Here is a 22,407-nt window from a genome sequence, read left to right as displayed (position 1 = left end):
AAAAAACCGATACACCTAAAAATCAAAAACAAAAAAAAGGGAGCTAAATGCTCCCATTTTTTCTACTAAGCTTGACGCTTAATACATCACCAATTATTCAGCAGATGCTTTAGCGAATAATTGACGACCACGGTAGATACCATCTTTAGATACGTGGTGACGACGGTGAGTCTCGCCAGTAGCTTGGTCTACAGTTAATGCATTCTCGGTTAAAGCGTCATGTGAACGGCGCATGTCACGGCGAGAGCGACTTTTACGGTTTTGCTGAACGGCCATGATGGCTCCTTACAAAGATCGAAAAAATGGATCAGAACAAATTCGATTGTCTTATACACAAGAGTATAACACAAAAATTAGTTAAGTTTACCCTTCAAAGCAGCCAAAACTTCAAACGGGTTGTCCCGTTTTTCTTCAGCCACTTCTTCTACGGCAGGTTGATGCTTATGTTCACAAAACTCATGTTTAGGCGACAACGGCATCAACAATAACAGTTCATCTTCTATCAGCGCGAGCAAATCAGCGGTCGCAGGTGCATCATAATCACCTTTGGTCGTTGCTTCACTTTCACCTAGGACGATGAAATCAGCATCCTCATCCAAGCGCTCTATCAGTGACTCATCATCCACAAGTGCCAAATGGAACGAAGAAACCAGTTCAATTTCTACGGTTTCCAGACAACGCTGGCATTCCATAGGAACTTTTGTTTCAACGTGACCATCTAGCCATGCAATACGATGATAGGCATCCATTGATAGCTTACAGTCTATGTTAATCAATTGATCATCAATTGATCCAACAGCTTCACGAGCGATACGAACAAAGCGGGATAAAGGCAGTTGACCTGACCATTTAAAGCCCTGTTCAGCCCATTTAAACGGCTCAATCTGTGCCGGAAAGGTATTTGCTGACATAATTAAGGCGGCAATTCTACAAATTCATCAGTACTCTGTCAAAGATTAAGATACAATTTTGTACTTATTTCGACAGACCATTTGGGTAACTCAAGTCATGCATCTGTTGCAGCCGCAAACAGAAGTGAATGTTTCATCACTCGTTAGCACAATTCCAAGCCTTGATTCTGACAGTTCAACACAACAAGTGCAACTCTCGCCATGGGCGAATTTATCGTCAGAAGCGCAGCAAGTGGATTGGCTCATCTTACACTTTAATCACTGGTTTTCCCATTTAAATGTCACTTTAGTACGGGGCGAATTTGAACCAGAATATTTCCCTGCAAGTGTAGACCGCCCTGCCCGAATCCAGTTTGCCCATGGTTTCTTTAATAGTGCCCTGCATGAAATCAGCCACTGGACCATTGCCGGAGACAAACGCCGCCTGCTGCCTGATCTGGGTTACTGGTATGCCCCGGATGGGCGGACCCGCGAACAGCAGGCTTTATTTGAACAGGTCGAAATCAAGCCACAGGCAATTGAGTGGATGTTTGCCCAGGCTTTTGGCCGTAAATTCCGGGTTTCTTTGGATAACCTGACTGGCGATGGCGGTGATGGCACCAGCTTTAAAGATAATGTTTATGCCCAAGTTCAGGCTTATTTTAATGGTACAGCCAAACTTCCACGTGATGCAGCGCGCTTTATCCAATGTATCTGTATCTGCATCAGAGGTGGCAAAAGTTTACAATCTGATGAATTTATACGTGAAATGCTTGATTAAATTACACAAATCTACCTTTTTTATGATTGCCAGATCTTGCCTGAGCGCCACATAATAAGCCATCAGCCCAAGCTTGGAGTAGTCTCTATGCTGCATTTACGCGTACACCCAGACAATCCGCAACCCCGCTTAATCAGTCAGGCAGTGGAACGTATCCGTGCGGGTGATGTGGTGGTCTATCCTACTGATGCGGCCTATGCGATTGGTTGCCAGATTGGGAACAAGAGTGCCATGGAGCGGATTGCGCAAATTCGTGGTCTGGGTCCAAAACACCAATATGCGATTCTGTGCTGTGATTTGTCCGATATTGCCACTTATGCCAAGGTGGACAATGCCATGTACCGTTTGCTAAAAAATAATACACCAGCCATCACGACCTTTATTTTACCTGCGACCAGCGAAGTCCCACGTCGATTGATGCATCCCAAGAAGAAAACCATTGGTCTGCGCATTCCGAATAATCCGGTGTGTCAAATGTTACTGAAAGAACTCGGTGAACCGTTGTTAACCTCTACCCTGATTTTACCGGGTCAGACTGACCCACTTGATGATCCTTATGATATTGAAATGCAGCTGGGCAAACGCATTGATGTTTTTGTAGATAGTGGTTTAGGCACGTTGAGCACGACCTCTATTGTAGATTTATCTGGTGATCATCCAGAAGTGATTCGTCGTGGTATGGGAGATGTCAGCGCTTTTGAATAAATGACGCTTGAGAAATTCCTACAAACATTCGGGGAGTCAAAATGAATGGAGTTATTTTACTTGCTCCTGAATCAGCATGAATTTTCTGCACAGGATTTGATCTATGCAGAACTGCCTTGGACACTGCAATCCAAGGCAGCGCTGGTCGAAGCACATCCCTCTCCCCATCTCACTATAAATATTGATCATACTGAGTACCAATTTTTCCTGACGTTGGCTCTAGTGAGACAGTTGTTGCAGATCTATTCAAACCAAAATGTATGCCTGGCAGAGTCTTGCCAACGTATCATTGAATTTGCGACCAAGGAATACAATCATTCCTCACCATGAAAATCTAAAACAGCATATGGTGAGATGTTGCAGTTCTATTCTTTTCGATTCGGCAGGTATGCAGTGGCTGGCAAAAACAGTTTAGGAATCTGAACTACGTTCATAATGACGAACCGCAATGAAATTTGGACATTGCGATAGCTTCTGTTCATGATGCATGAGCTCTTCACCCAGTTTATTTTTCAGATACACATGAAAAATAATCTGATCTTCTTCCAGTACATTCAGCATCGCTGTACGCGCTTTGGGTTCCATGACTTTAAAGGAATTGATCGACTCACAAGACATGGCTTGCATATCCAGCTTAATCCGCTCATCCAGCTGGTCGCCCTCATAGGCCATATGCCGCATGTAAAAACGGATATTGGGATATTGGTCCAGCACACTAAAATCCATTTTCATGGCCTGCATGACAGGTCGGGCCTGTTCGGCAAAAGCCGAGAATCCCCCTGATTTCAGTCCTGTGCGTGCTTCGTCTTCAAGCTGCATAATCTGATATTTGGGATAAGCCCAAAATCCCCCGAATGCGATCATCCCAATAACAACCAGAATAAGTGGCATGCTTTCCTCACCTTTTTATTGATTTTTGTGATTCTTGACTATTTTTCGAGAGTATAGCGGGATTTTTGACCAAAAATTACAGGGAAATAGTTTATTAATACTTATTAATTTTATGTTTTTTAATGGGAAATCCGTTTGAAAATCATTCAATATCTGCCAGCTAGCTTATTTCCTCTTCTGATGAGAATCAATTTAACGTAAAAATCACTACATCATTTCCTGCCCGGTTCTGCCATTCTTCTCGTTACTATTTTTAAATCGCAGAGAAATTCCATTATTTTTTTAAGTTTTTATGGCTTTGACGGCTTATTTAATTTATTTAAAGTTACTTTTCCAGTACAATGACAACGCTTAATCTTGTGCTTTTCTTTCGATCAGATACCGAAAATCAAGCCTTTGCATGCCTTTGAAAATTCGCGTGGCCTATAATTGTAATGACTCAAATTATCCATACCACTATGGAATCTTCTCCGCACATTCGGGTTCTGGATGAATGGCAGGATACAATTCCAGAGGATCTGTACATTCCTCCAGCGGCATTTGAAATCTTATTAGAACATTTTGAAGGCCCACTCGACTTTTTAATTTACCTGATTCAAAAAAACGGTTTTGACTTGTTACAGGTCGATATCGCGCCGATTGCAGCACAGTATTTGTCTTATATGGATGCGATGAAATCCCTGAACATCGAGCTGACGGCCGACTATATGGTGATGGCAGCCTTACTGGCAGATCTGAAATCACGTTTGCTATTACCAAAACCGAAAAGCCTGGCTGCGATTGAACAGGATCCAAAACAAGAACTGATTGACCGTTTAGAAAATTATTTAAGAATTAAACAGGCAGCAGAACGTCTGGGCCAGATGCCAATTCTGGAACGAGACACTTTCACCACCAATGTCAGTTTGGGCGAAATCCAGCAGCCGAATGAAGGCTATTCAAGCGATTTATTGCGTGATGCCCTGCTTTGTATATTTAACCGTCCTGAACCCGTGATTCATCAGGTACAACAGGAACCGGTACTGTTAGAAGAACGGATTGCCTATATTGAAAGTTGTATTGAAACTGGCGCAGTGCTCAGCTTTAAGGACTTGTTAAAACCGAGCCAAGGCCGTATGGGTATGGTGGTGACCTTTATGGCGGTGCTGGAACTGACCCGACAACAAAAAATTCAGATTATTGCTACAGGTATTGAAGCCCCGCTCGCGATTCAAGGAGCCAGTCAATGACACTCGATCAAAATACGCTGTTATCTGCAGAAGATAATCTGCATGAAGTATTGATGCAGCTTGAAGCCATTATTTTTGCCAGCGACTCTGCGGTTTCATTGGCGCGTCTGAAAGAAGCTTTTCAGGATCGCTATAGCAAACAGGAATTACGTCAGTATTTACAACAACTTTCCATGCTGATGCATGGCCGTTCGATCGAACTGATTGAAACAGCACAAGGTTATCGTTTTCAAGTGCGTGCAAAATATCGTAATATTATTGCACAGACCTGGCCAGAGCGACCGGCTCGCTTGTCGCCTTCATTACTAGAGACACTTGCGGTGATTGCTTATCACCAGCCAGTGACTCGAGCGGATATTGAACAGATTCGTGGTGTCACGAATAACAGTCAAAACCTACGTACGCTGTTTGACTGGAACTGGATTAAAGAGTCCGGATTTCGTGAACTCCCTGGAAGACCTGCGTTGTTAATGACAACGCCACAATTTTTAAATGCGTTTGGCCTGAATAGTTTGGGCCAATTGCCTCCCCTGCAGGATGCCAAGGAAGCTTTTATGGCCCTCGATGCGAATGCACCGAAGTCATAAATAGGTGAACTGTTGATAATTATTTCTAAGGTTATGCTGTCATGAGTGAAAAGTTGCAAAAGGTGCTTGCACGCGTTGGTTTGGGTTCTCGCCGTTATATGGAAGAAGTCATTGCCGCGGGTCGTGTAAGTGTCAACGGGCAAATTGCCCAAGTGGGTGAACGAATCGAACCAGGCGATGAGCTTCGCATCGATGGTCGTAAAGTTGCCTTCCAGATTGAAGACGAAATCCGTCGTCGTGTCATTATCTATTACAAGCCTGAAGGCGAGATCTGCTCACGTAGCGATCCTGAAAACCGTCCGACTGTGTTTGAACAGCTGCCTGCTATTCCGGGCGATCGCTGGGTAATGGTGGGTCGTCTGGATATTAACTCGACCGGTCTGCTCTTGTTCACCAATGATGGTGAACTTGCGAATCGTTTGATGCACCCATCGAATGAAATTGAACGTGAATATGCAGTTCGTGTCATGGGTGAAGTAACGCCACAAATTCGCAACAACATGCTCAAAGGCGTAGTGCTGGATGATGGTCCGGCAAAATTCGAATCTTTCTCTGAACTCGGTGGTGACGGGATCAACCGTTGGTTCCAGGTCGTGGTGAAAGAAGGTCGTAACCGTGAAGTACGTCGTATCTTTGAATCACAAGGCCTGAAAGTCAGCCGTCTACTGCGTACCCGTTATGGTACTGTGATTTTGCCACGCGAACTGCGTACCGGTCGCTGGATTGAACTGGATAAAAACGATATCGACAACCTGACCAAAGCTGTGGAATTGAAGCCACGTCAAGGTACAGGCTTGTTTGGTATGGCCAAACGTCGTAACGAGCGTATGCAGGACAAACCGATGGCTGCACGCCGTGGCGGTTTCTTGCGTCAGCAACGTCGTGACAGTGATGAGCAACCACAAAACAACACTGGCCGTGAGCGTCGTGATGACAATGCTTATGGTCGTCGTGACAGAGCTGAAAACCAGAATGGTACTCAGTTTGTGCGTCGTGAAAACCGTCCGGATCAAGGTTTTGGTCGCCGCGAAGAGCGTGATGAAAATGCGCCGCGTCGTCCATATGGTGTCAACAAAGGCTTTAAGAAGTTTTAAGTTCTAATTAAACTAAAAGTCAGGCAATTGCCTGACTTTTTTATAAAAATAGAAAAATAATTAATGAAAGAACAATTTCGCCCAGCCCTGTCTGTTCAGTACCAGCCATTACATTTTTGGGTTTTATACACACTCATCTGTTATCTCAGTTACCAATTCCATTTTTATTTAAAGACAACCCAACAAGAATGGTCTTTTGATCTCTCTCTGTTTAATGACTGGGTGATCGCTCTCATTCAACATCCAATCGATATCACAGATGCTTATGTGAATGCTTTTACCCTCCTAATGATCCTTTATGTTTTCATATGGCATTCGATCAGTCGTCGAAAAGTCTTGATTATTAACTATCACAACATATATTGGAGTATTGGTAAGTTTAGAATTAGCCAAACTTTTCAGCTTAATCTAGATACAAAGATTCAATACATTCAAATCCCACCACATGAACCAACAATTCATTTGATTAGACTCAAAAATCAGCATCAAGAATTCACGATTAATTTAGAGCAGTTTGAATCAAGAGATCGTGAAGAAATTCAGCAGCGTTTGCAGATTTTATAATCAGTGTAATTGCAAAATATAGATATAAGAAACGCCCAATAAATTGAGCGTTTTTTATCACAACCATGATTAAGCTTGTACGCCTCTCGGAATCGCACTGAGCAAACGTTTGGTATATTCATGCTGCGGAGATTGATACAATTCATCTGAATTGGCGATTTCAACCAGTTCGCCATGATTCATCACCATGATCTGATCAGAAATATATTTTACTACCGACAAATCATGCGAAATAAAGATATAGCTCAGACCAAATTCATCCTGTAAATCTTGCAGTAAATTAAGCACCTGCGCCTGTACTGATACATCCAGCGCCGAGACCGATTCATCACAGATTAAAATCTCAGGTTTTAAAGTCAGACAACGTGCAATCGCAATTCGCTGACGCTGACCACCTGAAAACTCATGCGGATAACGATAAAAAGCCTGTGCAGGCAAGCTGACCCGCTCAAGCAGGTCCAAGGCCATTTGTTTGCGCTCTGTATCATCCTGACCAATCTTGTGAATCTGCATCGGTTCCATCAGGATTTGTCCTACGGTAAAGCGCGGATTCAGAGAAGCATAGGGATTCTGAAAAATGATCTGGATTTTACGTTGATACTGGGTAAATTCCTGTTCCGACATATCCAGAATATCCCGACCCTGAAACAGTGCCTTACCGCCTGTAGCCTGTTGCAGACGCATTAACAATAAACCGATGGTGGTTTTACCCGAACCTGACTCCCCGACTAGCCCCAAGGTCTTGCCTTTGGCCAGCTGGAAAGAAACTCCTTTTACTGCCTGAAATTCATCTTTGCCAAACAGTCCTTTACGACTATAAAAAGATTTTTTCAGATCCCGTACATCCAGAATAATTTCCTCTCCGCCTTTTAGTCCACGTGAACGTTGCGGAAGCTGAGTATTCAGACGGATATCCTCCAGCCAGGTTGAGCCATCCTGTTTCATAAAATCACTGATCATCGGCAAACGTAACGGACGTTGCGACAATTGTGGACGGCAATGTAATAAAGCTTTGGTATACATATCCTGAGGCCGATCCAGCACCTCCCGAACCGGACCCTGTTCACGGATTTCCCCATGGCGCATCACAATCACCTGATCGGCAATTTCACCAACCAATGCCAGATCATGGGTAATAAACAGCATCGACATCTGGCGACGCTGACGCAGCGATTCCAGCAAGTCCAGAATCTGCTTTTGAATAGTCACATCCAGAGCTGTGGTCGGTTCATCTGCAATCAATAGTTTAGGTTCACAGGCAATGGCCATGGCAATCATGACCCGTTGCTGCTGTCCACCGGAAAGCTGCCCCGGATAGGCATCAATTTTAGTTTCTGGCGTAGGGATCCCCACTTCTTTGAGCAGCTCCAGGGTACGTTGCCGCGCCTGCTTTTTATTCATGCCCAAGTGTAGTTGCAGGATTTCTGCAATCTGCATGCCTACCGTAAATACCGGATTTAGCGAAGACATCGGCTCCTGAAAAATCATAGCAATGTCTTTGCCGCACATCTGGCGCATTTCACGGGTTTTAAGCTTGAGCAGATTTTTCCCTTCAAAGATGATCTGGCTATCTTCTGAAATACGTGCGCTTTCTGCCGGAAGCAGACCCATAGTGGCGAGAGAAGTAACCGATTTACCACTCCCCGATTCACCTACCAGTGCAACCGTGGTATTGGCCGGAATCTCGAAAGAAACCCCTTTTACGGTCTCAATATATTCTTTATTTTCACCTTTAAAACTGACTCGCAGATTTTCTACGCGAAGTAGCGCAGGTGCTGTGCTTGGATTGATTTCAGACATCGTTGCGCTCCTATTTCAGTTTTGGATCTAATGCATCACGGAGGGCATCGGTAAACATCGAGAAAGCAGTCACCAATACCGCCATGGCGATTGAGGCTGCCGCCAGTTGCCACCATTTACCCAAAATCAGCTCGCTTTGTGCTTCATTCAGCATACTGCCCCATGACACCACGCCAATCGGCACACCGAAACCAAGGAAGCTCAAAATGACTTCGGACTTGATAAATGCCACCACCAGAATAGACATCTGTACCAGGGCAATATGGCTGACATTGGGAAAAATATGGACAAACATACGACGCATATTACTCACGCCAATCGCCTTGGCAGCCAGCACATATTCACGTGCCGTATGCTTCATGTATTCAGCACGAACCAAACGGAAGACCCCGGTCCAGCCAGTCAGACCTAAAATCAGGATGATTGATAAAATACCTTTCTGCTGTAACACTGCGGCAATCGCCAAAACCAGTAACAGATAGGGAATTGAGGTAAAGATATTATAAAACCAGTTGAGGAGATCATCGACCCAACCACCAAAATAACCTGCTATTGCACCCAGTGCAGTCCCAATCAGTACAGCGACAAAGGCTGCAATCAGTCCAACCAGAATCGAGGTTTCAGCCCCCTTGATGGTTTTCTGTAAAACATCCTGTCCCCATTTATCGGCGCCGAAGACCAGACTTTGCTTGAGTTCCCCACTTTCATCCATCAGCTGGCCGCCGAGCTCCTGATTAATGGCCTTCATGTCTTCTGCCAGCGGATCGACCACTCCATAATAATCGATGCCTGCACCAGCACCCTGCTCAGCAGCAATTTCAGCATTCAATTCAGCAATGACATCTTTTAAAGGATCAACTGGATTGACTGGTAGAGGTACAGATTCTGCGCCCTGCTCTGTATCAGATACAGCCGGAACTGGCGCTGCACTGATAAAACTCGGCGGTGCATAGCTGACCGCCACTTCTTTATTCCAGTCTTTGGCAATCAGGCCGCTCATTGACAGTACCAGCAGCAGCAGATAAAACAGCACCACATACAGGGAAAACATGGCAATCCGGTCACGTTTCAAACGGCGCATGGCCAGTTGCCATAATCCTGTTGAAGCCGATTCAGGTGCTGCTTCAGCCGCTTGTTCTTTTTTAAATATCGCACTCAGCATAATTCACCTACTTCAACTGTACACGCGGATCGACCCATTTATAGATCAGATCGGCAATCAGGTTGAATATCATGGTCGCAGCAGCGACATAGACCGTAATGGCTTTAATCACAGGAAAATCGGAACGTTCTACCGCAATAATAACTTCACGGCCAATTCCCGGAATACCAAAAAAACGTTCGATCAGGAAAGCACCGATCAGCAGTGCCGGAAGTCCTGCCATCACATCGGTAATAATCGGAATCGAAGCATTGCGCAAGACATGCACGCCCATGATACGGTTTTCACCCAGGCCTTTGGCACGCGCAGTACGTACATAGTCCTGATTGACTTCATCCAGTACAAAACTACGATACAGGCGTAGTGTTGGTGCGATACTTACCACCAACATAATCAGCACAGGTAACAAGGCATATTTGAAAAGATTATCGGCAAAATTATCGCTCCAGCCCTGTACCGGGAACCAGCTCAGTTCATAGGCCAGGAAATATTGGAACACGATGATGTAAACCAGAATACTGATCGACATACCGATCGTACACAGCATCATGATCATGCGATCTGTCAAAGAACCACGAACCGAAGCCACACCCAAAGCCAAAATGATAGAAATAATAGTTTGCAGAATGGTCAGTGGAATCAGAATGGTCAGTGAGGGCCCCAAACGGGTGGTGATAATCTGTGCCACCGATTCTCCGGTACTCCAGCTCACCCCATAATCAAAGGTTAAAATCTGCTTGATAAAGATCCAGAGTTGTACGTAATACGGTTGATCCACACCCAGTTGCTGACGGATGTTTTCAATCTGTTCCGCATTGGCCATTTTACCGGCCAGAATATAGGCAGGGTCTCCGCCTACCCAGTTAAACAGCAGAAATATCAGCAAAATCACCCCGAGCATGGTCGGGATCATTTGCCAAAGCCGTCGAATAATATATGCCAGCATCGCTTGCCTTCCTTAATTTTTTCCAGAGATTTCATTAAAGAAAGCTTTGCTGTCCGGATCACTACCCAAGAAGTCTTTCACCATTTGCTCGCCATGCTTTTGACCACCTTGAGCCAGGACCGTATTGCGATAATGCGCACCGACTTTCTTGTCCATCAGCTGATCGCCAAAGGAGGAAAGCATATCCAGGGCAATGACCTCAGACCACATATAGCTGTAGTAACCTGCCTGATAGCCGCCCATCAGATGCCCGAACTGTCCCGGGAACTGCTGACCGTTAACATAACCCAAGGCAGTTTTACCTTCCATATCCTGCCAGAGTTTTAAAGGCTCAATGTTTTTTGCATCTTTACCATGCAGGGCCATATCATATTGGGCATATAAAGCCTGACGGGCATAATGCAGGCCTCGGCCGTAATTCTTCACATTCTTTAAGCGCTCGGTCATGGCAGCATCCACCCGAGGACATGCTGGCTCACAGTAATCTGCTACTTTTGACAAGGTTTCCAGACGGCGTGCCCACTCTTCATACATCTGTGATGGTGCTTCTACAAAGTCACGCTCTACCGAGGTACCAGACTGTTCTGTATAGCGGGTCTTCGAAAGAATCCCGTGCAAGGCATGACCCATTTCATGCACAAAGGTTTCCAGTTCATTGCTGTTCAAGCCCTTACGGTTAAAATTGGTCACCAGTACCGATACCGGACGACGCTGATTCAGGGTACTGCCGCCATAAGCTCCCCAGACAGCTGCATGCCCATATTTGCCTTCACGCGGGTATTTATCAACATATAATCCGCCCAGGAATTCGCCCGTAGCCTTGTCATGTACCGCATAATATTCCACTTCATCATGCCAGGCCTTGACTTTCACCGGCTTGAACTCAATGCCATAGAGTTCCGAAGAAATAGCGAATAACCATTTTTGCGATGCTTCTGTCGGGAAATAATCCCGCAATTTTTCCTGGTCTACCTTGTATTTGGCCTGACGCAGTTTTTCACTCCAATAACCCTGATTCCAGCGTGTAATTTCTGCTTTCTCTAACGGAACTTTTAAAGTTTCAGCCTTGAACTGGCGTAATTGTTCTACATCCTGCTTTTCTAGAGGTGCAACTTTGGCATAAACCTCATCCAGAAAACCGTTCACTGCTTCCGGAGTTTTGGCCATGCGGAATTCAAGCGCAGAATGGGCATAGCTTTCCTTGTCAAAAAGTTGTGCCATTTCATAACGCAGATCAATGGCCTTTTTCATGAATTGCAGGTTTTGTTCAGTCCCGCGACGCGTGTAAGCGGTCTGGTAGCGTTTGCGTGCTTCATCACTTTCTGCCAGCTCCATAAAAGGCTGATATTCCGGATAATCAAAGCCAAGCAGATAATTGCCCTTTTCATTTTTCTTTAAATTTGCGATGTAACTTTCTGGCAGGCCTTTCATTTCAGCTGGAGTAAATTCAACTTTTTCAGGGTTATCCCGCACATTTTTGGAAAAATCCTGTCCCAGTTTGGTACTTTCTTCAATAATTTCTTTCAGTCGTTTCTGTTTTTCTGCACTGAGTTGTACCCCGGTGTTCTCAAACTGCTCCAGAATATCTTCTAAAAATTTCTGATCAATCGGATCGCTGGCTTTCAGTTTTTTGAACTGTCCATACAGTTTCGGATTCTGATACAGGGTGGTCTGGTATTTGCTGATTTTAAGTTCACAGTCATCGGCTGCCTGACGCAATGCAGGATCCGGATCGACATTACTATATAGTCCTACTGCAGCACCGAAATCCCGGGCTTTGGCATGCAATTCATCCCATTCAGCCAGATAAGGTCCTGCCTTGGCTTTATCTTTAATTTTTTTATTTTCAAATATCTGGATATCTTTTTGCATGGAAGCCAGACTGGCATCACATAAAGACGGAATTTCTGCAGCCTTGAACAATTGCAACAGCTGTACTTGGGTATCTGCCGCTACACCTTGATATCCCCCCATTATCATTAAACATAAGGTACTTAATTTTAAAGACTTTGATTTCATATTCATCTCCAGATTTTTTCTTACTTTTTCGTATTAATATCGATATACATCCATTCTGAAGACAGAATCGGATGAGACTTATGTCCAATAATTTGGGGTTGGGTCAAGGCGTTACGGTAGGTGCTATAGAGCATCAGGGTCGGCATGTTGACTTCGAGAATTCGGGTCATTTTGCGGTAGAGCAGATCACGCTCCGGTCCAGGCGGCATGCTCTGGGTTTGTTCGTATAGACGGTCGAATTCAGGATGCTTGAAACAGGCATTGTTGGTGACATTGATATTCTTGCCATAGAACAACTGCATAAAGTTGTCAGCATCCGGATAATCGGCAATCCATGCAGAACTCTTAAACATGGTTTTACATTGCTTTTCCAGCTTGATGCCTTCAGCAAATGGCATGGCCTTACTGGTCAATCGAATATGAATACTGTCCAGGGTCTTTTTCCAGAACTCACCCTGTTGCTGGCCCCGACTGGTATTCCCAGTAATCAGTTCAATCACCAGAGGTTTACCTTCAGGCGTCTTTCGCCAGCCATCTGCACCGATCTTGTAGTTATAGCGGTCGAGCAACATGTTGGCTGCTTTGACTGAATAGGGAATACTGCTTTTATAGGACGGTGAATAGCCTGCTACTCCTGGGGGAATAGGCATGTGCAGTTTTGCTCCATCTCCCTTAAGTAATACATTGATCATGTTTTCCACAGAAAATGCCATCGCCATAGCACGACGTAAGGCAATTTTTTCTGGCGCGAAACCACCCACGACCGGGTTTTGCATATTCCAGTAATGGTAGCTAATGGAGGGCTCTAAAATACGTGACAGCTTCACTCCCTGCTGAGCCAGCTCAGGCTTTAATTTGTCACCATCGAGGGCCTGTACGACGATATCGCCCTCAATTTCGAGCAGGTCCAGTTCATTTTTCTTAAATGCCAGCATCCGGGATTGCGCTTCTTCAATAACACGCACATCAATAGTGCCGATTTGAGGCATTTTTTTGCCCTGCATGGCTTTTACAATAGCCTGATCTTCTGCACCACTGGCTTTAAAGTCCCAGACAAAACCACGATAAGCTGGATTTGGTTTTAAGATAATCCGTGAGCCTGGTGTCCAGCGACTGAGCACATAAGGACCAGTTCCCACTGGCCTATTCATGACCCAACCCGCTTTGTCTTTATATTTTTCAATCACTTCACGAGCTACTGCAGCGGCAGGCCCATGTGCCAGCAACATCGGAAAGTTCTGATCCGGATTATTCAGCTTTAATATCAAGGTATAGCGGTCTGGGGTCTGAATACCTTCAAACGGATTTTCATAGGCTTTGCCATTTTTTTTGGTTAGGGCCATCCATGCGTCCAGCCCCTTAATTCGGCCATCCAGCAACCAGCTGTTCGGTGAATGCAGCTTTGGGTCCAGTAGACGTTTCAAGCTATAGGCATAGTCATACGAGGTCAGTTCACGTTTTTTACCGCCGAAGACCGGATCATCGGCAAAGTAAATACCCTTTTTGATTTTGATGGTATAAGTCAGGCCATCCGCACTCACTTGAGGCAGACTGACTGCAGTCAATGGCACTAATTTTGCCGGCGAGGCCAGATAATCATAGGTAAATAAGGTCTCAAAAATCGCGGCATTAATCTTGGCTGAATAACGGTCATGGATATAACCCGGATCAAAACCGGTTTCAGCTGCCAGAAATACTGTTTTTAAAACCTTATTCGGGTTGGCAGGATTGCTGGCCCATGTCGGTGCACTCCCTGCCATCATCAAACCGGCCACTAACACCCCACTGGCCAGTTTTTTTAAAGTATTTTTATTCACATTCATACTGGTTCTTAATCTTCTCAAGTTATTTTTTAACAGGTTCAATATCCATATATTGCCAAACTGCTCTGGTCACCGGATGGGCCTTAAAGCCCTGTACATGCGGATGAATCAACCAGTTACGTATCCGGGTATTGTGCAGAATCCATGGATTATCGGCCTCCATCTGACGGTTCATCTGCTCATAATATGGCGTCCGCTGCTGCGGCGGCAGTTTCATCGCGGTCTGGTACAATGCGTCATAGGCTTTTGAGGTATAGCAACTCAGGTTGCCTTGCTGCGCATTTGGCCCATACAGTAACTGGGCAAAGTTTTCCCCTTCAGGATAGTCCGCAATCCAGGCTCCACCCCACATCATATGTTTGCATTGAGTGGCTTCTTTTAAATTGTCAGCAAAATTACTGACCTTGAACTCAATTCGCACCCCGATCGCATCCAGATTCTTTTTCCATAATTCTGCAGAAATCACCGAAGAGCTTGAACTGGTTGAATTCATTTTTAGTATCAAAGGTTTGCCATCGGGCAAGGTGCGGTAACCATCAGCGCCTTTCTTATAACCAAAGCGGTCAAGCAGTTTATTGGCCAGTAATGGGTTATAAGCAATACTGCTTTTATACTTCGGGTCATGTCCACCCACTCCCTCTGGCAAAATCATTTCAGCTTTATCGGCATGACCTTTGTACAGCTGCTGGATAGCTTCTTTCTGGTTATAGGACAAGGCAAGAGCACGACGTAAGGCAATTTTTTCCAGTGAATTTCCACCAATTAACGGATCACGCATATTCATGATGGTATAGGTAATTTCCGGTTCTTTATTCGGATAATGCAGGATGCCTTTTTTCTTGTATTCGCTTTTCAGCTGCTTATTTTCCAGTGCCTGTTCGGCGCCGCTCGCAGTGAGTTTGTCATAGTCCAGTTGTCCAGACTTTAAAGCCAACCAGCGAGACTGTTCCTCTTCAATAATACTGATTTTGACCTTGCCAATTTGCGGCATCTGCTTGCCTTGCATGGCTTTGACAATACGTTGATCCCACTCGGAACCATCGCCCTTAAAGTTCCAGACAAAACCACGATAATTCGGGTTAGCGGTCAGTTCAATACGGCTACGCGGCACATATTTGTGTAACTGATAAGCCCCTGTTCCAACCGGATGCTGACCTGCCCGATGACCATAATGTTCGATCACCTCCCGTGCGGTACCACTAAAAGCCACATAGGCCAGAATATAGGGAAAATTCAGATCGGAACGGGTCAGGGTAATTTGTAAGGTATATTTATCTAGTGCTTTTAAACCGGGAATAGCTGCATCGTAGTTGAACTTGCCAGTTTTTTTAGCCTGCTGGATGACCTGATCTGCCCCAAGGATTTTCCCCTCAATAAAAGAAAAAGAAGGAGAATGATTTTTGGGATCCATGATCCTTTGCATGGAGTAGATATAATCACGCGCCACCAGTTCACGCTTTTTGCCCTGAAATGCCGGATCATCACTGAAATAAATTCCTGGCTTGACTTTAAAGGTATAAACTTTGCCATCCTGCTCAACCTTGGGTAAAGATTCAGCTGTATTTGGAGCCAAGATTGCAGGCCGCGCCAGATAGTCATAACGCAATAAAGGCTCAAAAATAGCTTCAGCAACGCTACCACTATAAAAATTATAGGTTTTGACCATATCAAAACCATCATCAGGTGCTTCGAAAGCCAAGTTTAAAACTTTATCCGGATGTGCAGATGATTTTGCCCAGGAGGTTTGCCCCGTAGTCATGGCCAAGGCCAAAATTGTCATACTGAAAAATGATGATTTCAAATTTGTACCTATTCTTGATCTTGAAGTTTTAATTGCTATAGGAAGTCTTTAACACATCATCCCATATTTGCTTCAATGGATGGGTCAAAGCTGGACAGATGGAATAAACTGAACAAAGCGAATTTCATGCCATCCTCAAAAAATAACGTTTTTTTCCTGTTATTAACTCAAAAAAGCTTATTTTTATTAATCATTTAAAACATTATCAATAACATAATATTTTCCATGAATCATTAATTTAATGTTTATTCTTAAAATCTAGCTTCAAGCCTAGTCTGCACAAAAATAAACCAGACCTGTTTCATATTATTGCATCCTCCCACTGTTTCAACCCAAGAAAATACACACATAAGCAAATGAAATATATAATTATTATCTTATTAAATTATTGTATATTTTATGTAAAAATTATGCACCATGATTAAACTTTATTCAATTTCTCTTTCAGTTTTAGATTCCTTTCTTATTCATTAAATATTTATTTTTTACTTTCTCATGGTTTCCTATAGAGACTTTCTTCAGATTTTAAACCCTACTCTCTTAATATTTCTTCATCAGAATTTAGTAAATCTCTAAAAAAACCAAATTAAATATAATTCTTTCAATCACTTAATGTTTTTTAAAGTTAATAATTTATAAGTTGGCATTCGCTTTGCTTAAGTCCTCCCAGCACTACTTCACATAACAAAAGGGTGAAAATTACGATGAAAAAAAACAAATTGGTCGGATCTATGGGGGCTCCAACAGTTGGCAAGACAATACTCAAGTTAAGTACGCTTACCTTAAGTATGATGTGCTTGTCTTTGGCACATGCAGCCGATGAACCAGAAAACTCTGCCGCTCAACCTACCAAGGTTCAAAAAGTGACAGTGACAGGTTCATCTATTAAAGGAGTAGCTGCACAAAGCGCCTCACCAATCACGATTATTAAAGGTGAAGATCTGGTGAATCAGGGGGTAACCACTGTAGAAGAAGCATTGATGAAAGTCAGTGCCAACCAAGCAAGTTATGTCACAGCACAAAATGTCGGTGCCAGTAATACCAGTGGTTCAACAGCAAATTTACGTGGTCTTGGTTCGGATAAAACTTTAGTTTTAATTAATGGTCGCCGTGTTGCAAGCAGTGCATTTGGTACCGATTCAACCAACTTAAACAACATCCCTCTCGCATTGGTAGAGCGCATTGAAGTCTTACGTGACGGCGCATCTGCAGTCTATGGTGCAGATGCAGTGGGTGGTGTAATCAACTTTATTACGAAAAAGCAATATGAAGGCGTGGGCATTACTTTAGGTGGTCAAATTCCTGAAGAAAAAGGCGGCGAAAAAATTGACGTTTCGATTTTTGGGGGATATGGCGATCTAGATGAACAAGGTTTTAATGTCTACGGTGTGATCGATTACCGAAAACAAGATACGATTTGGGCAAAAGACCGTAAAGTCAGCCGCCGTGGTGGGGTACTTCCTGAATTAGGAATTGATGGCAGTTCAGCAAATGCTTTCCCTGCAAACTTCTACGATCCTATCACAGGTATTTTGGGTAACCCTTATGGGGATAATTGTTTAAATACCAAAGATACTGTTGCTGAAGATGGTTTCTGTTATTTAAATACCCAAACTGTTATTGGTATTGTGCCTGAACAAGAGAATCTTTCTGCGTTAGGTCGCGCAACTTTCAAATTGTCAGATAACTTTAATGCGATTGGTGAGTATATCTATGCACGTGATGAAGTAACCACTTCAATTGCGCCTGATGTTTATAGTCGTAGTGTGACCTTGCCTTATGCCAGTCAATATTACCCTGGCAAAGGTATTACTCCAGCAGTTGATGGCTTGGCGACTAACACATTACAACTGTATCTACGTTCACAAGGCGGTAACCGTGTTTCTAAGTCAATTAACGAATCGAACCGTATCTTTGCAGGGATTGAAGGTGAAGCATACGGTTGGGATATGAATGGTGGTGTTACTTATGCAAAAAGTGATGCGACTGACAGTTTCGTAAGTGGTTATTTAAACCGCAGTAGAGTTCAGGCTGCACTTGATAATGGAACTTTAAACCCATTTGGCCCACAAGCAGCAGCCAATGCCGGCTTATGGAACACTTTTGATGTCAAAGGCGATACCAATCAGGCATCTTTAGAATCCACTACAATTGACTTTACCGTGAGTCGTCCAATCTACACACTGCCTGCAGGTGATGTCGGTTTTGCACTCGGTGGCAGTTTCTCCAAACAAGACTGGGAAGCAACTGTAAATTCTGAAATTGTTGCTCAAGTTCCAGGCAGTGGTATTGATCCAAATAAACCAAAAAGCTCAGGCGATCGTGACATTAGTGCAGTATTTACTGAACTCCAAGTACCTTTATTGACCAACCTGGAATTACAGTTAGCTGCTCGTTATGATGACTATAGCGATTTTGGTGACACCTTTAATCCTAAAGTGGCTTTACGTTGGGAACCAGCTAAAGAACTCATGTTCCGTACTTCTTACAGTACTGGTTTCCGTGCACCAAGCTTATATGAGGTCAATGCTCCTTCGGTCAGAACCTGGACTGGTGCAAGATATAATGACCCGATTCTTTGCCCGGGTGGCACACCAACTGAAACCAGATACCAAACTGAATGTAATACCCAGTTTATCCGTACACAAGGCGGCAATTCTGAACTAGGTCCAGAAGAGTCAACATCTTACATGGCTGGTTTTGTCTTTGAACCGATCAAAAACTTAGTTTTCACTGCCGATTACTATAATATCGAAATTGAAAACTTAGTGGGAACGATTGGTGAATCATCAATTTTTGGTGATCCAGAAAAGTATGCTCAATACTTTGTTCGTAATGCAGAAGGTCGTATCGATCATATCTCAACTAACTTGATTAACTCCGGTGGCTTGAAAACCCAAGGTATTGATTTGAGTTTGAACTATCTTTCTCCAATGACGGCAACTGGCCGCTTCGGTTTTGGTATTGACGGTACTTATGTGATCAAAATGGATTACCAAAGCGAACCAGGCGGCGAGTGGGAAGGTTATGTCGGTGTTTATGATGACCCAGCAGTGGTTCGCTGGAAACATACTGCAAACGTGAACTGGTCTTATGAAAACTGGAGAATGGTGTTTGAACAACAGTTCGTTCGTGGTTATGAAGACTATTCGGAAGAACGTGATGTTGCTGACTACACCGTATACAACATTTCTGGTACTTACAAAGGATTTAAGAATCTGGAGCTAACTGCCGGTATTAAAAATATGTTCGATGCAGAACCACCTGCCTCTGACGTAATGGATAACTTCCAATACGGTTATGACCCACGTTATAGCGATCCAACAGGCCGCGCTTACTTCTTACGTGGTACCTATAAATTCTTTTAATTAATTACTTCGCAAACACTGCTGCCAAGCGGTGTTTGCAGTTTTCCCCGTTTAATTTTAGCCAAACAAAAAATAATGCTGCCTGTAATCAAAAAAATTTCTCATCAGTGCACTATTTCCTGTTTGTCTTAAATTCTAGGAGTCATGATGGGCACAAAGTTTGAAGACTTAGAAAAAAACTCCGCCAAAAAACTGACTGGTATTGGGGTCGTTGTTTTTTTGCATATCCTGGTGGGCCTGGTACTCATGGCTGGTATGGCAAAAGACATTATTAAACCGACGGAACAGCCAGTTGAGCTAATGATTATTCAAGATATTAAGCCGCCTGAACCTGAACCGCCAAAAGAAACCCCACCTGAACCACCCAAAATAGTGGAAAAAGTGGCACAAGTGCCTGAGGTGAAACCGGTTGAAAAAGTAGTTCCTGTACAGAAAACACTTCCAACACCAACTCAACCAACAACTGTTGCAGTACCTACCCCTGTGGCGGCGAGTCCGTCACCAAGTCCAGTTGCAGCACCGGCTCCAGTAGTCGCAGCTGCTCCTGCCCCAGCTCCGCCACCCGCTGGCGTAACTCGTGGTGTTTCACAAGGTGAAGCAGGATGTAAACGCCCAGACTATCCACGTGATGCGCTAATGAATGAAGAGCAAGGTGAAGTTCTGATCTCTGTATATGTAAATACCACCGGCAAGGTCCAAGATGCCAAAGTGAAAAAGTCGAGCGGTAGTCGTGCGCTGGATCGTGCAGCATCCAAGGCTTTCAGTTTATGTACTTTCAAGCCGGCAATGAAAAATGGCGAACCGCAAGAATCTTGGTATGACATTCCCTATGAATTTGTCCTTGACTAACAGATACAACAGATAAAGAAAAAAATCAGGAGATCCATGATGAAAAAATCACTAAAACCTTTAAAAAACATGACTGCTGCCGGTGTAATTGCCATGAGCACTTTATTACCTTTGCAAACAATTTTTGCAGAACAGTCCGCTACACCAAATACCAGTGCTGTCACTGAAATAGCGGTAACAACACCTGCAACAGCGGCTACACCAACCCCGCCACCACTGCCTGATGAAGCTAGCAATGAAAAAGCTGGATACAATCCTTATGGCCTAGAAGCCATGTGGAAAGAAGGTGATATTGTTTCTAAAATCACTTTGTTTATTCTGGTTGTCATGTCGATCGGCACCTGGTACATCATGATCAGCAAATGCCTGCAACAAGGCAAGATTCGTAAACAGGCTAAGCAAGCTGAAAATACTTTCTGGGAATCTTCTTCTCTGGATAATGCCACCGAGAATCTGGACGAAGCCAGCGTCTATCGTTTTATTGCGGAAAAAGGGATCAAATCAACCAAAAATCATGGCGGTACACTACTTGAGCGTATTGATTTCAATACCTGGGTCACTATCTCAATTTCCCGTGCGATCGACAAAATCCAGAACCATCTGAGTGGTGGCCTGGCCTTCCTTGCGACAGTCGGTTCTACCGCACCTTTCGTTGGACTTTTCGGAACCGTTTGGGGGATTTACCATGCACTGACTGCCATTGGTGTTTCAGGGCAAGCATCCATTGATAAAGTTGCCGGCCCAGTTGGTGAAGCACTAATCATGACTGCAATCGGTCTGGCGGTCGCGGTTCCTGCGGTACTCGGCTACAACTGGTTGACTCGCCGTAATAAAGCAGTCATGGAAGAAGTCCGTACCTTTGGTTCTGATTTACACGCAGTATTACTCAGCGGTGAAATTACGACCAATAATCCTGTTAATCGTGACGTGAAGTAAGAGTGAGGTATCAGCCATGGGAATGATGGTCAATTCAAACGACAGCGATGATGAGGTAATTGGAACCATTAATACCACACCTTTGGTTGATATTATGCTGGTTCTGCTCATTATCTTCCTGATTACTGTACCGGTTGCCATTCATACCGTACCAGTCGATCTACCCGAAGAAAGAAATGTACTGTATGAAACCAAGCCAGAAAATGTTCAGCTGGCTGTCAATAAAACTGGCGATATTTTCTGGAACGAAATTTATATTGCAGATAAAACAGTTTTACTGAGCCGTTTACAGGCAGAAGCACAGAAACGTCCGCAGCCTGAAGTGCATATTCGTGGTGATCAGTTAACACCTTATGAAGCAATTGATCAGGTGATTAGTACCACCCAACAGGCCGGTATTGGCAAAATTGCTTTTGTCACCACTCCGCCCGCTACACCTTAAGCACAAAGAAGGATTAAGTTTATGGGTATGAATGTTGGTTCAAATCAAGACGATGATGTGATGTTAGATGTCAACATGACCCCATTGATTGATGTCATGCTGGTCTTGCTGATTATGTTTATTATCACAATTCCTTTGCCGAATAACTCGATTAATATCGATCTACCGAATGGAACGCCTCCTGTAACCGATGAAAAACCGCCTGAGCTGGTGGAATTACGTCTGGATGCACAAGGTAAGATTTTCTGGAATGAACAGCCGGTAGCAAATACCCAAGCTCTGGAAAACTTATTCAAGACAGTAGCGCAAAAAGCGGATCAGGATCAGATTAAAATCAAGGCGGATCGTGCCACTGAATACAAGCATATTGCGATGGTCATGGCGGCAGCTCAAAGGCTGGAGGTCAAAAAAATTGGCATTATGAGTAGGGTCTGTTGACATTTACTGTTCAAAAAAATAGCGAGAAAGTAAAATTTAATCGCCAAACTAAATTTACTTCTCGCTATGCCTCGTACAATGC

21 protein-coding genes are annotated in these 22,407 nt (G+C 43.9%); 12 read left to right on the top strand and 9 right to left on the bottom strand.

The annotated features are described in order from the left end of the window. Positions 1-93: 93 nt before the first annotated feature. Both rpmF and ACIG3F_RS12660 read right to left on the bottom strand, forming a co-directional pair. On the bottom strand, positions 94-276 hold the full coding sequence (gene rpmF, locus ACIG3F_RS12665) for a 50S ribosomal protein L32 (RefSeq protein WP_004279227.1): 183 nt from the start codon (positions 274-276) through the stop codon (positions 94-96). A 77-nt stretch (positions 277-353) separates the two neighbouring features. Next, positions 354-911, bottom strand: coding sequence for a DUF177 domain-containing protein (locus ACIG3F_RS12660; protein WP_004279226.1), 558 nt, complete (start codon positions 909-911; stop codon positions 354-356). Between the two features lie 97 nt (positions 912-1,008). Here ACIG3F_RS12660 and ACIG3F_RS12655 point away from each other — a divergent pair, with 97 nt between their 5' ends. The 3 genes from ACIG3F_RS12655 to ACIG3F_RS12645 all read left to right on the top strand — a co-directional run bounded on the left by ACIG3F_RS12655 (position 1,009) and on the right by ACIG3F_RS12645 (position 2,706). Continuing rightward, positions 1,009-1,671: an elongation factor P hydroxylase gene (locus ACIG3F_RS12655; protein ID WP_396470212.1), complete on the top strand. Its 663-nt coding sequence runs from the start codon at positions 1,009-1,011 to the stop codon at positions 1,669-1,671. Between the two features lie 87 nt (positions 1,672-1,758). Further along, entirely contained in the window at positions 1,759-2,376 is a 618-nt protein-coding gene (locus tag ACIG3F_RS12650; protein ID WP_004646095.1) for an L-threonylcarbamoyladenylate synthase, read from the top strand. Between the two features lie 45 nt (positions 2,377-2,421). Then, positions 2,422-2,706, top strand: a complete 285-nt coding sequence (locus ACIG3F_RS12645) for a hypothetical protein (RefSeq protein ID WP_396470208.1) — start codon at positions 2,422-2,424, stop codon at positions 2,704-2,706. 81 nt (positions 2,707-2,787) lie between these two features. Here ACIG3F_RS12645 and ACIG3F_RS12640 read toward each other — a convergent pair whose 3' ends face one another. Next, positions 2,788-3,267 (bottom strand): hypothetical protein, encoded by a 480-nt coding sequence (locus ACIG3F_RS12640; protein ID WP_071851463.1) that lies wholly within the window; start codon positions 3,265-3,267, stop codon positions 2,788-2,790. A gap of 434 nt (positions 3,268-3,701) precedes the next feature. Here ACIG3F_RS12640 and ACIG3F_RS12635 point away from each other — a divergent pair, with 434 nt between their 5' ends. The 4 genes from ACIG3F_RS12635 to ACIG3F_RS12620 all read left to right on the top strand — a co-directional run bounded on the left by ACIG3F_RS12635 (position 3,702) and on the right by ACIG3F_RS12620 (position 6,741). After that, positions 3,702-4,496: a segregation and condensation protein A gene (locus tag ACIG3F_RS12635; protein WP_396470207.1), complete on the top strand. Its 795-nt coding sequence runs from the start codon at positions 3,702-3,704 to the stop codon at positions 4,494-4,496. Beyond that, on the top strand, positions 4,493-5,083 hold the full coding sequence (scpB, locus tag ACIG3F_RS12630; RefSeq protein WP_005104832.1) for an SMC-Scp complex subunit ScpB: 591 nt from the start codon (positions 4,493-4,495) through the stop codon (positions 5,081-5,083). Before ACIG3F_RS12635 ends, scpB begins: the two co-directional genes overlap by 4 nt. 41 nt (positions 5,084-5,124) lie before the next feature. Beyond that, positions 5,125-6,177, top strand: a complete 1,053-nt coding sequence (gene rluB / locus ACIG3F_RS12625) for a 23S rRNA pseudouridine(2605) synthase RluB (protein WP_005107723.1) — start codon at positions 5,125-5,127, stop codon at positions 6,175-6,177. A gap of 63 nt (positions 6,178-6,240) precedes the next feature. After that, complete coding sequence (locus ACIG3F_RS12620) at positions 6,241-6,741, top strand: hypothetical protein (RefSeq protein WP_305158397.1); 501 nt, start codon at positions 6,241-6,243, stop codon at positions 6,739-6,741. Between the two features lie 69 nt (positions 6,742-6,810). On the opposite strand, the gene ACIG3F_RS12615 is transcribed toward ACIG3F_RS12620, so the two are convergent. The 6 genes from ACIG3F_RS12615 to ACIG3F_RS12590 are packed head-to-tail and all read right to left on the bottom strand — an operon-like array spanning position 6,811 to position 16,271. Beyond that, positions 6,811-8,541, bottom strand: coding sequence for an ABC transporter ATP-binding protein (locus ACIG3F_RS12615; protein ID WP_174894627.1), 1,731 nt, complete (start codon positions 8,539-8,541; stop codon positions 6,811-6,813). Positions 8,542-8,551: 10 nt separating this feature from the next. After that, positions 8,552-9,703: an ABC transporter permease gene (locus tag ACIG3F_RS12610; protein ID WP_004646090.1), complete on the bottom strand. Its 1,152-nt coding sequence runs from the start codon at positions 9,701-9,703 to the stop codon at positions 8,552-8,554. A 7-nt stretch (positions 9,704-9,710) separates the two neighbouring features. Continuing rightward, entirely contained in the window at positions 9,711-10,649 is a 939-nt protein-coding gene (locus ACIG3F_RS12605) for an ABC transporter permease (RefSeq protein ID WP_004279216.1), read from the bottom strand. 12 nt (positions 10,650-10,661) lie between these two features. Further along, the gene (locus ACIG3F_RS12600) at positions 10,662-12,668 is read right to left on the bottom strand and encodes a M3 family metallopeptidase (RefSeq protein WP_396470206.1); all 2,007 of its coding nucleotides are present in this window, start codon (positions 12,666-12,668) and stop codon (positions 10,662-10,664) included. Positions 12,669-12,688: 20 nt separating this feature from the next. Beyond that, positions 12,689-14,491, bottom strand: coding sequence for an ABC transporter substrate-binding protein (locus tag ACIG3F_RS12595; RefSeq protein ID WP_396470205.1), 1,803 nt, complete (start codon positions 14,489-14,491; stop codon positions 12,689-12,691). Between the two features lie 22 nt (positions 14,492-14,513). Next, positions 14,514-16,271, bottom strand: coding sequence for an ABC transporter substrate-binding protein (locus ACIG3F_RS12590; RefSeq protein WP_396470211.1), 1,758 nt, complete (start codon positions 16,269-16,271; stop codon positions 14,514-14,516). A gap of 725 nt (positions 16,272-16,996) precedes the next feature. On the opposite strand from ACIG3F_RS12590, the gene ACIG3F_RS12585 reads away from it, so the two are divergent. The 5 genes from ACIG3F_RS12585 to ACIG3F_RS12565 all read left to right on the top strand — a co-directional run bounded on the left by ACIG3F_RS12585 (position 16,997) and on the right by ACIG3F_RS12565 (position 22,325). After that, on the top strand, positions 16,997-19,660 hold the full coding sequence (locus tag ACIG3F_RS12585) for a TonB-dependent receptor (protein WP_396470204.1): 2,664 nt from the start codon (positions 16,997-16,999) through the stop codon (positions 19,658-19,660). A 147-nt stretch (positions 19,661-19,807) separates the two neighbouring features. Then, the gene (locus tag ACIG3F_RS12580; protein WP_004646084.1) at positions 19,808-20,509 is read left to right on the top strand and encodes an energy transducer TonB; all 702 of its coding nucleotides are present in this window, start codon (positions 19,808-19,810) and stop codon (positions 20,507-20,509) included. Positions 20,510-20,545: 36 nt separating this feature from the next. Next, entirely contained in the window at positions 20,546-21,445 is a 900-nt protein-coding gene (locus tag ACIG3F_RS12575; RefSeq protein ID WP_396470203.1) for a MotA/TolQ/ExbB proton channel family protein, read from the top strand. Between the two features lie 16 nt (positions 21,446-21,461). Next, a complete protein-coding gene (locus ACIG3F_RS12570) occupies positions 21,462-21,887 on the top strand; it encodes a biopolymer transporter ExbD (RefSeq protein ID WP_005247138.1) in 426 nt (141 codons plus the stop codon). Positions 21,888-21,908: 21 nt separating this feature from the next. Beyond that, positions 21,909-22,325, top strand: a complete 417-nt coding sequence (locus ACIG3F_RS12565) for an ExbD/TolR family protein (protein ID WP_396470202.1) — start codon at positions 21,909-21,911, stop codon at positions 22,323-22,325. Positions 22,326-22,407: the final 82 nt, after the last annotated feature.

Origin of the sequence: Acinetobacter sp. NPDC052428 (assembly GCF_044547685.1) — a bacterium.
Lineage (GTDB): Bacteria > Pseudomonadota > Gammaproteobacteria > Pseudomonadales > Moraxellaceae > Acinetobacter > Acinetobacter lwoffii_G.
Note: the sequence above shows the minus strand (reverse complement) of the source record. Positions and strands in the feature narration are given on the sequence as shown.

Bases quoted from the DNA above. Each gene is read 5' to 3' on its own strand.
- rpmF (WP_004279227.1), bottom strand. From the start codon at position 276: ATGGCCGTTCAGCAAAACCGTAAAAGTCGCTCTCGCCGTGACATGCGC.
- ACIG3F_RS12660 (WP_004279226.1), bottom strand. From the start codon at position 911: ATGTCAGCAAATACCTTTCCGGCACAGATTGAGCCGTTTAAATGGGCT.
- ACIG3F_RS12655 (WP_396470212.1), top strand. From the start codon at position 1,009: ATGCATCTGTTGCAGCCGCAAACAGAAGTGAATGTTTCATCACTCGTT.
- ACIG3F_RS12650 (WP_004646095.1), top strand. From the start codon at position 1,759: ATGCTGCATTTACGCGTACACCCAGACAATCCGCAACCCCGCTTAATC.
- ACIG3F_RS12645 (WP_396470208.1), top strand. From the start codon at position 2,422: ATGGAGTTATTTTACTTGCTCCTGAATCAGCATGAATTTTCTGCACAG.
- ACIG3F_RS12640 (WP_071851463.1), bottom strand. From the start codon at position 3,267: ATGCCACTTATTCTGGTTGTTATTGGGATGATCGCATTCGGGGGATTT.
- ACIG3F_RS12635 (WP_396470207.1), top strand. From the start codon at position 3,702: ATGACTCAAATTATCCATACCACTATGGAATCTTCTCCGCACATTCGG.
- scpB (WP_005104832.1), top strand. From the start codon at position 4,493: ATGACACTCGATCAAAATACGCTGTTATCTGCAGAAGATAATCTGCAT.
- rluB (WP_005107723.1), top strand. From the start codon at position 5,125: ATGAGTGAAAAGTTGCAAAAGGTGCTTGCACGCGTTGGTTTGGGTTCT.
- ACIG3F_RS12620 (WP_305158397.1), top strand. From the start codon at position 6,241: ATGAAAGAACAATTTCGCCCAGCCCTGTCTGTTCAGTACCAGCCATTA.
- ACIG3F_RS12615 (WP_174894627.1), bottom strand. From the start codon at position 8,541: ATGTCTGAAATCAATCCAAGCACAGCACCTGCGCTACTTCGCGTAGAA.
- ACIG3F_RS12610 (WP_004646090.1), bottom strand. From the start codon at position 9,703: ATGCTGAGTGCGATATTTAAAAAAGAACAAGCGGCTGAAGCAGCACCT.
- ACIG3F_RS12605 (WP_004279216.1), bottom strand. From the start codon at position 10,649: ATGCTGGCATATATTATTCGACGGCTTTGGCAAATGATCCCGACCATG.
- ACIG3F_RS12600 (WP_396470206.1), bottom strand. From the start codon at position 12,668: ATGAAATCAAAGTCTTTAAAATTAAGTACCTTATGTTTAATGATAATG.
- ACIG3F_RS12595 (WP_396470205.1), bottom strand. From the start codon at position 14,491: ATGAATGTGAATAAAAATACTTTAAAAAAACTGGCCAGTGGGGTGTTA.
- ACIG3F_RS12590 (WP_396470211.1), bottom strand. From the start codon at position 16,271: ATGACAATTTTGGCCTTGGCCATGACTACGGGGCAAACCTCCTGGGCA.
- ACIG3F_RS12585 (WP_396470204.1), top strand. From the start codon at position 16,997: ATGAAAAAAAACAAATTGGTCGGATCTATGGGGGCTCCAACAGTTGGC.
- ACIG3F_RS12580 (WP_004646084.1), top strand. From the start codon at position 19,808: ATGGGCACAAAGTTTGAAGACTTAGAAAAAAACTCCGCCAAAAAACTG.
- ACIG3F_RS12575 (WP_396470203.1), top strand. From the start codon at position 20,546: ATGATGAAAAAATCACTAAAACCTTTAAAAAACATGACTGCTGCCGGT.
- ACIG3F_RS12570 (WP_005247138.1), top strand. From the start codon at position 21,462: ATGGGAATGATGGTCAATTCAAACGACAGCGATGATGAGGTAATTGGA.
- ACIG3F_RS12565 (WP_396470202.1), top strand. From the start codon at position 21,909: ATGGGTATGAATGTTGGTTCAAATCAAGACGATGATGTGATGTTAGAT.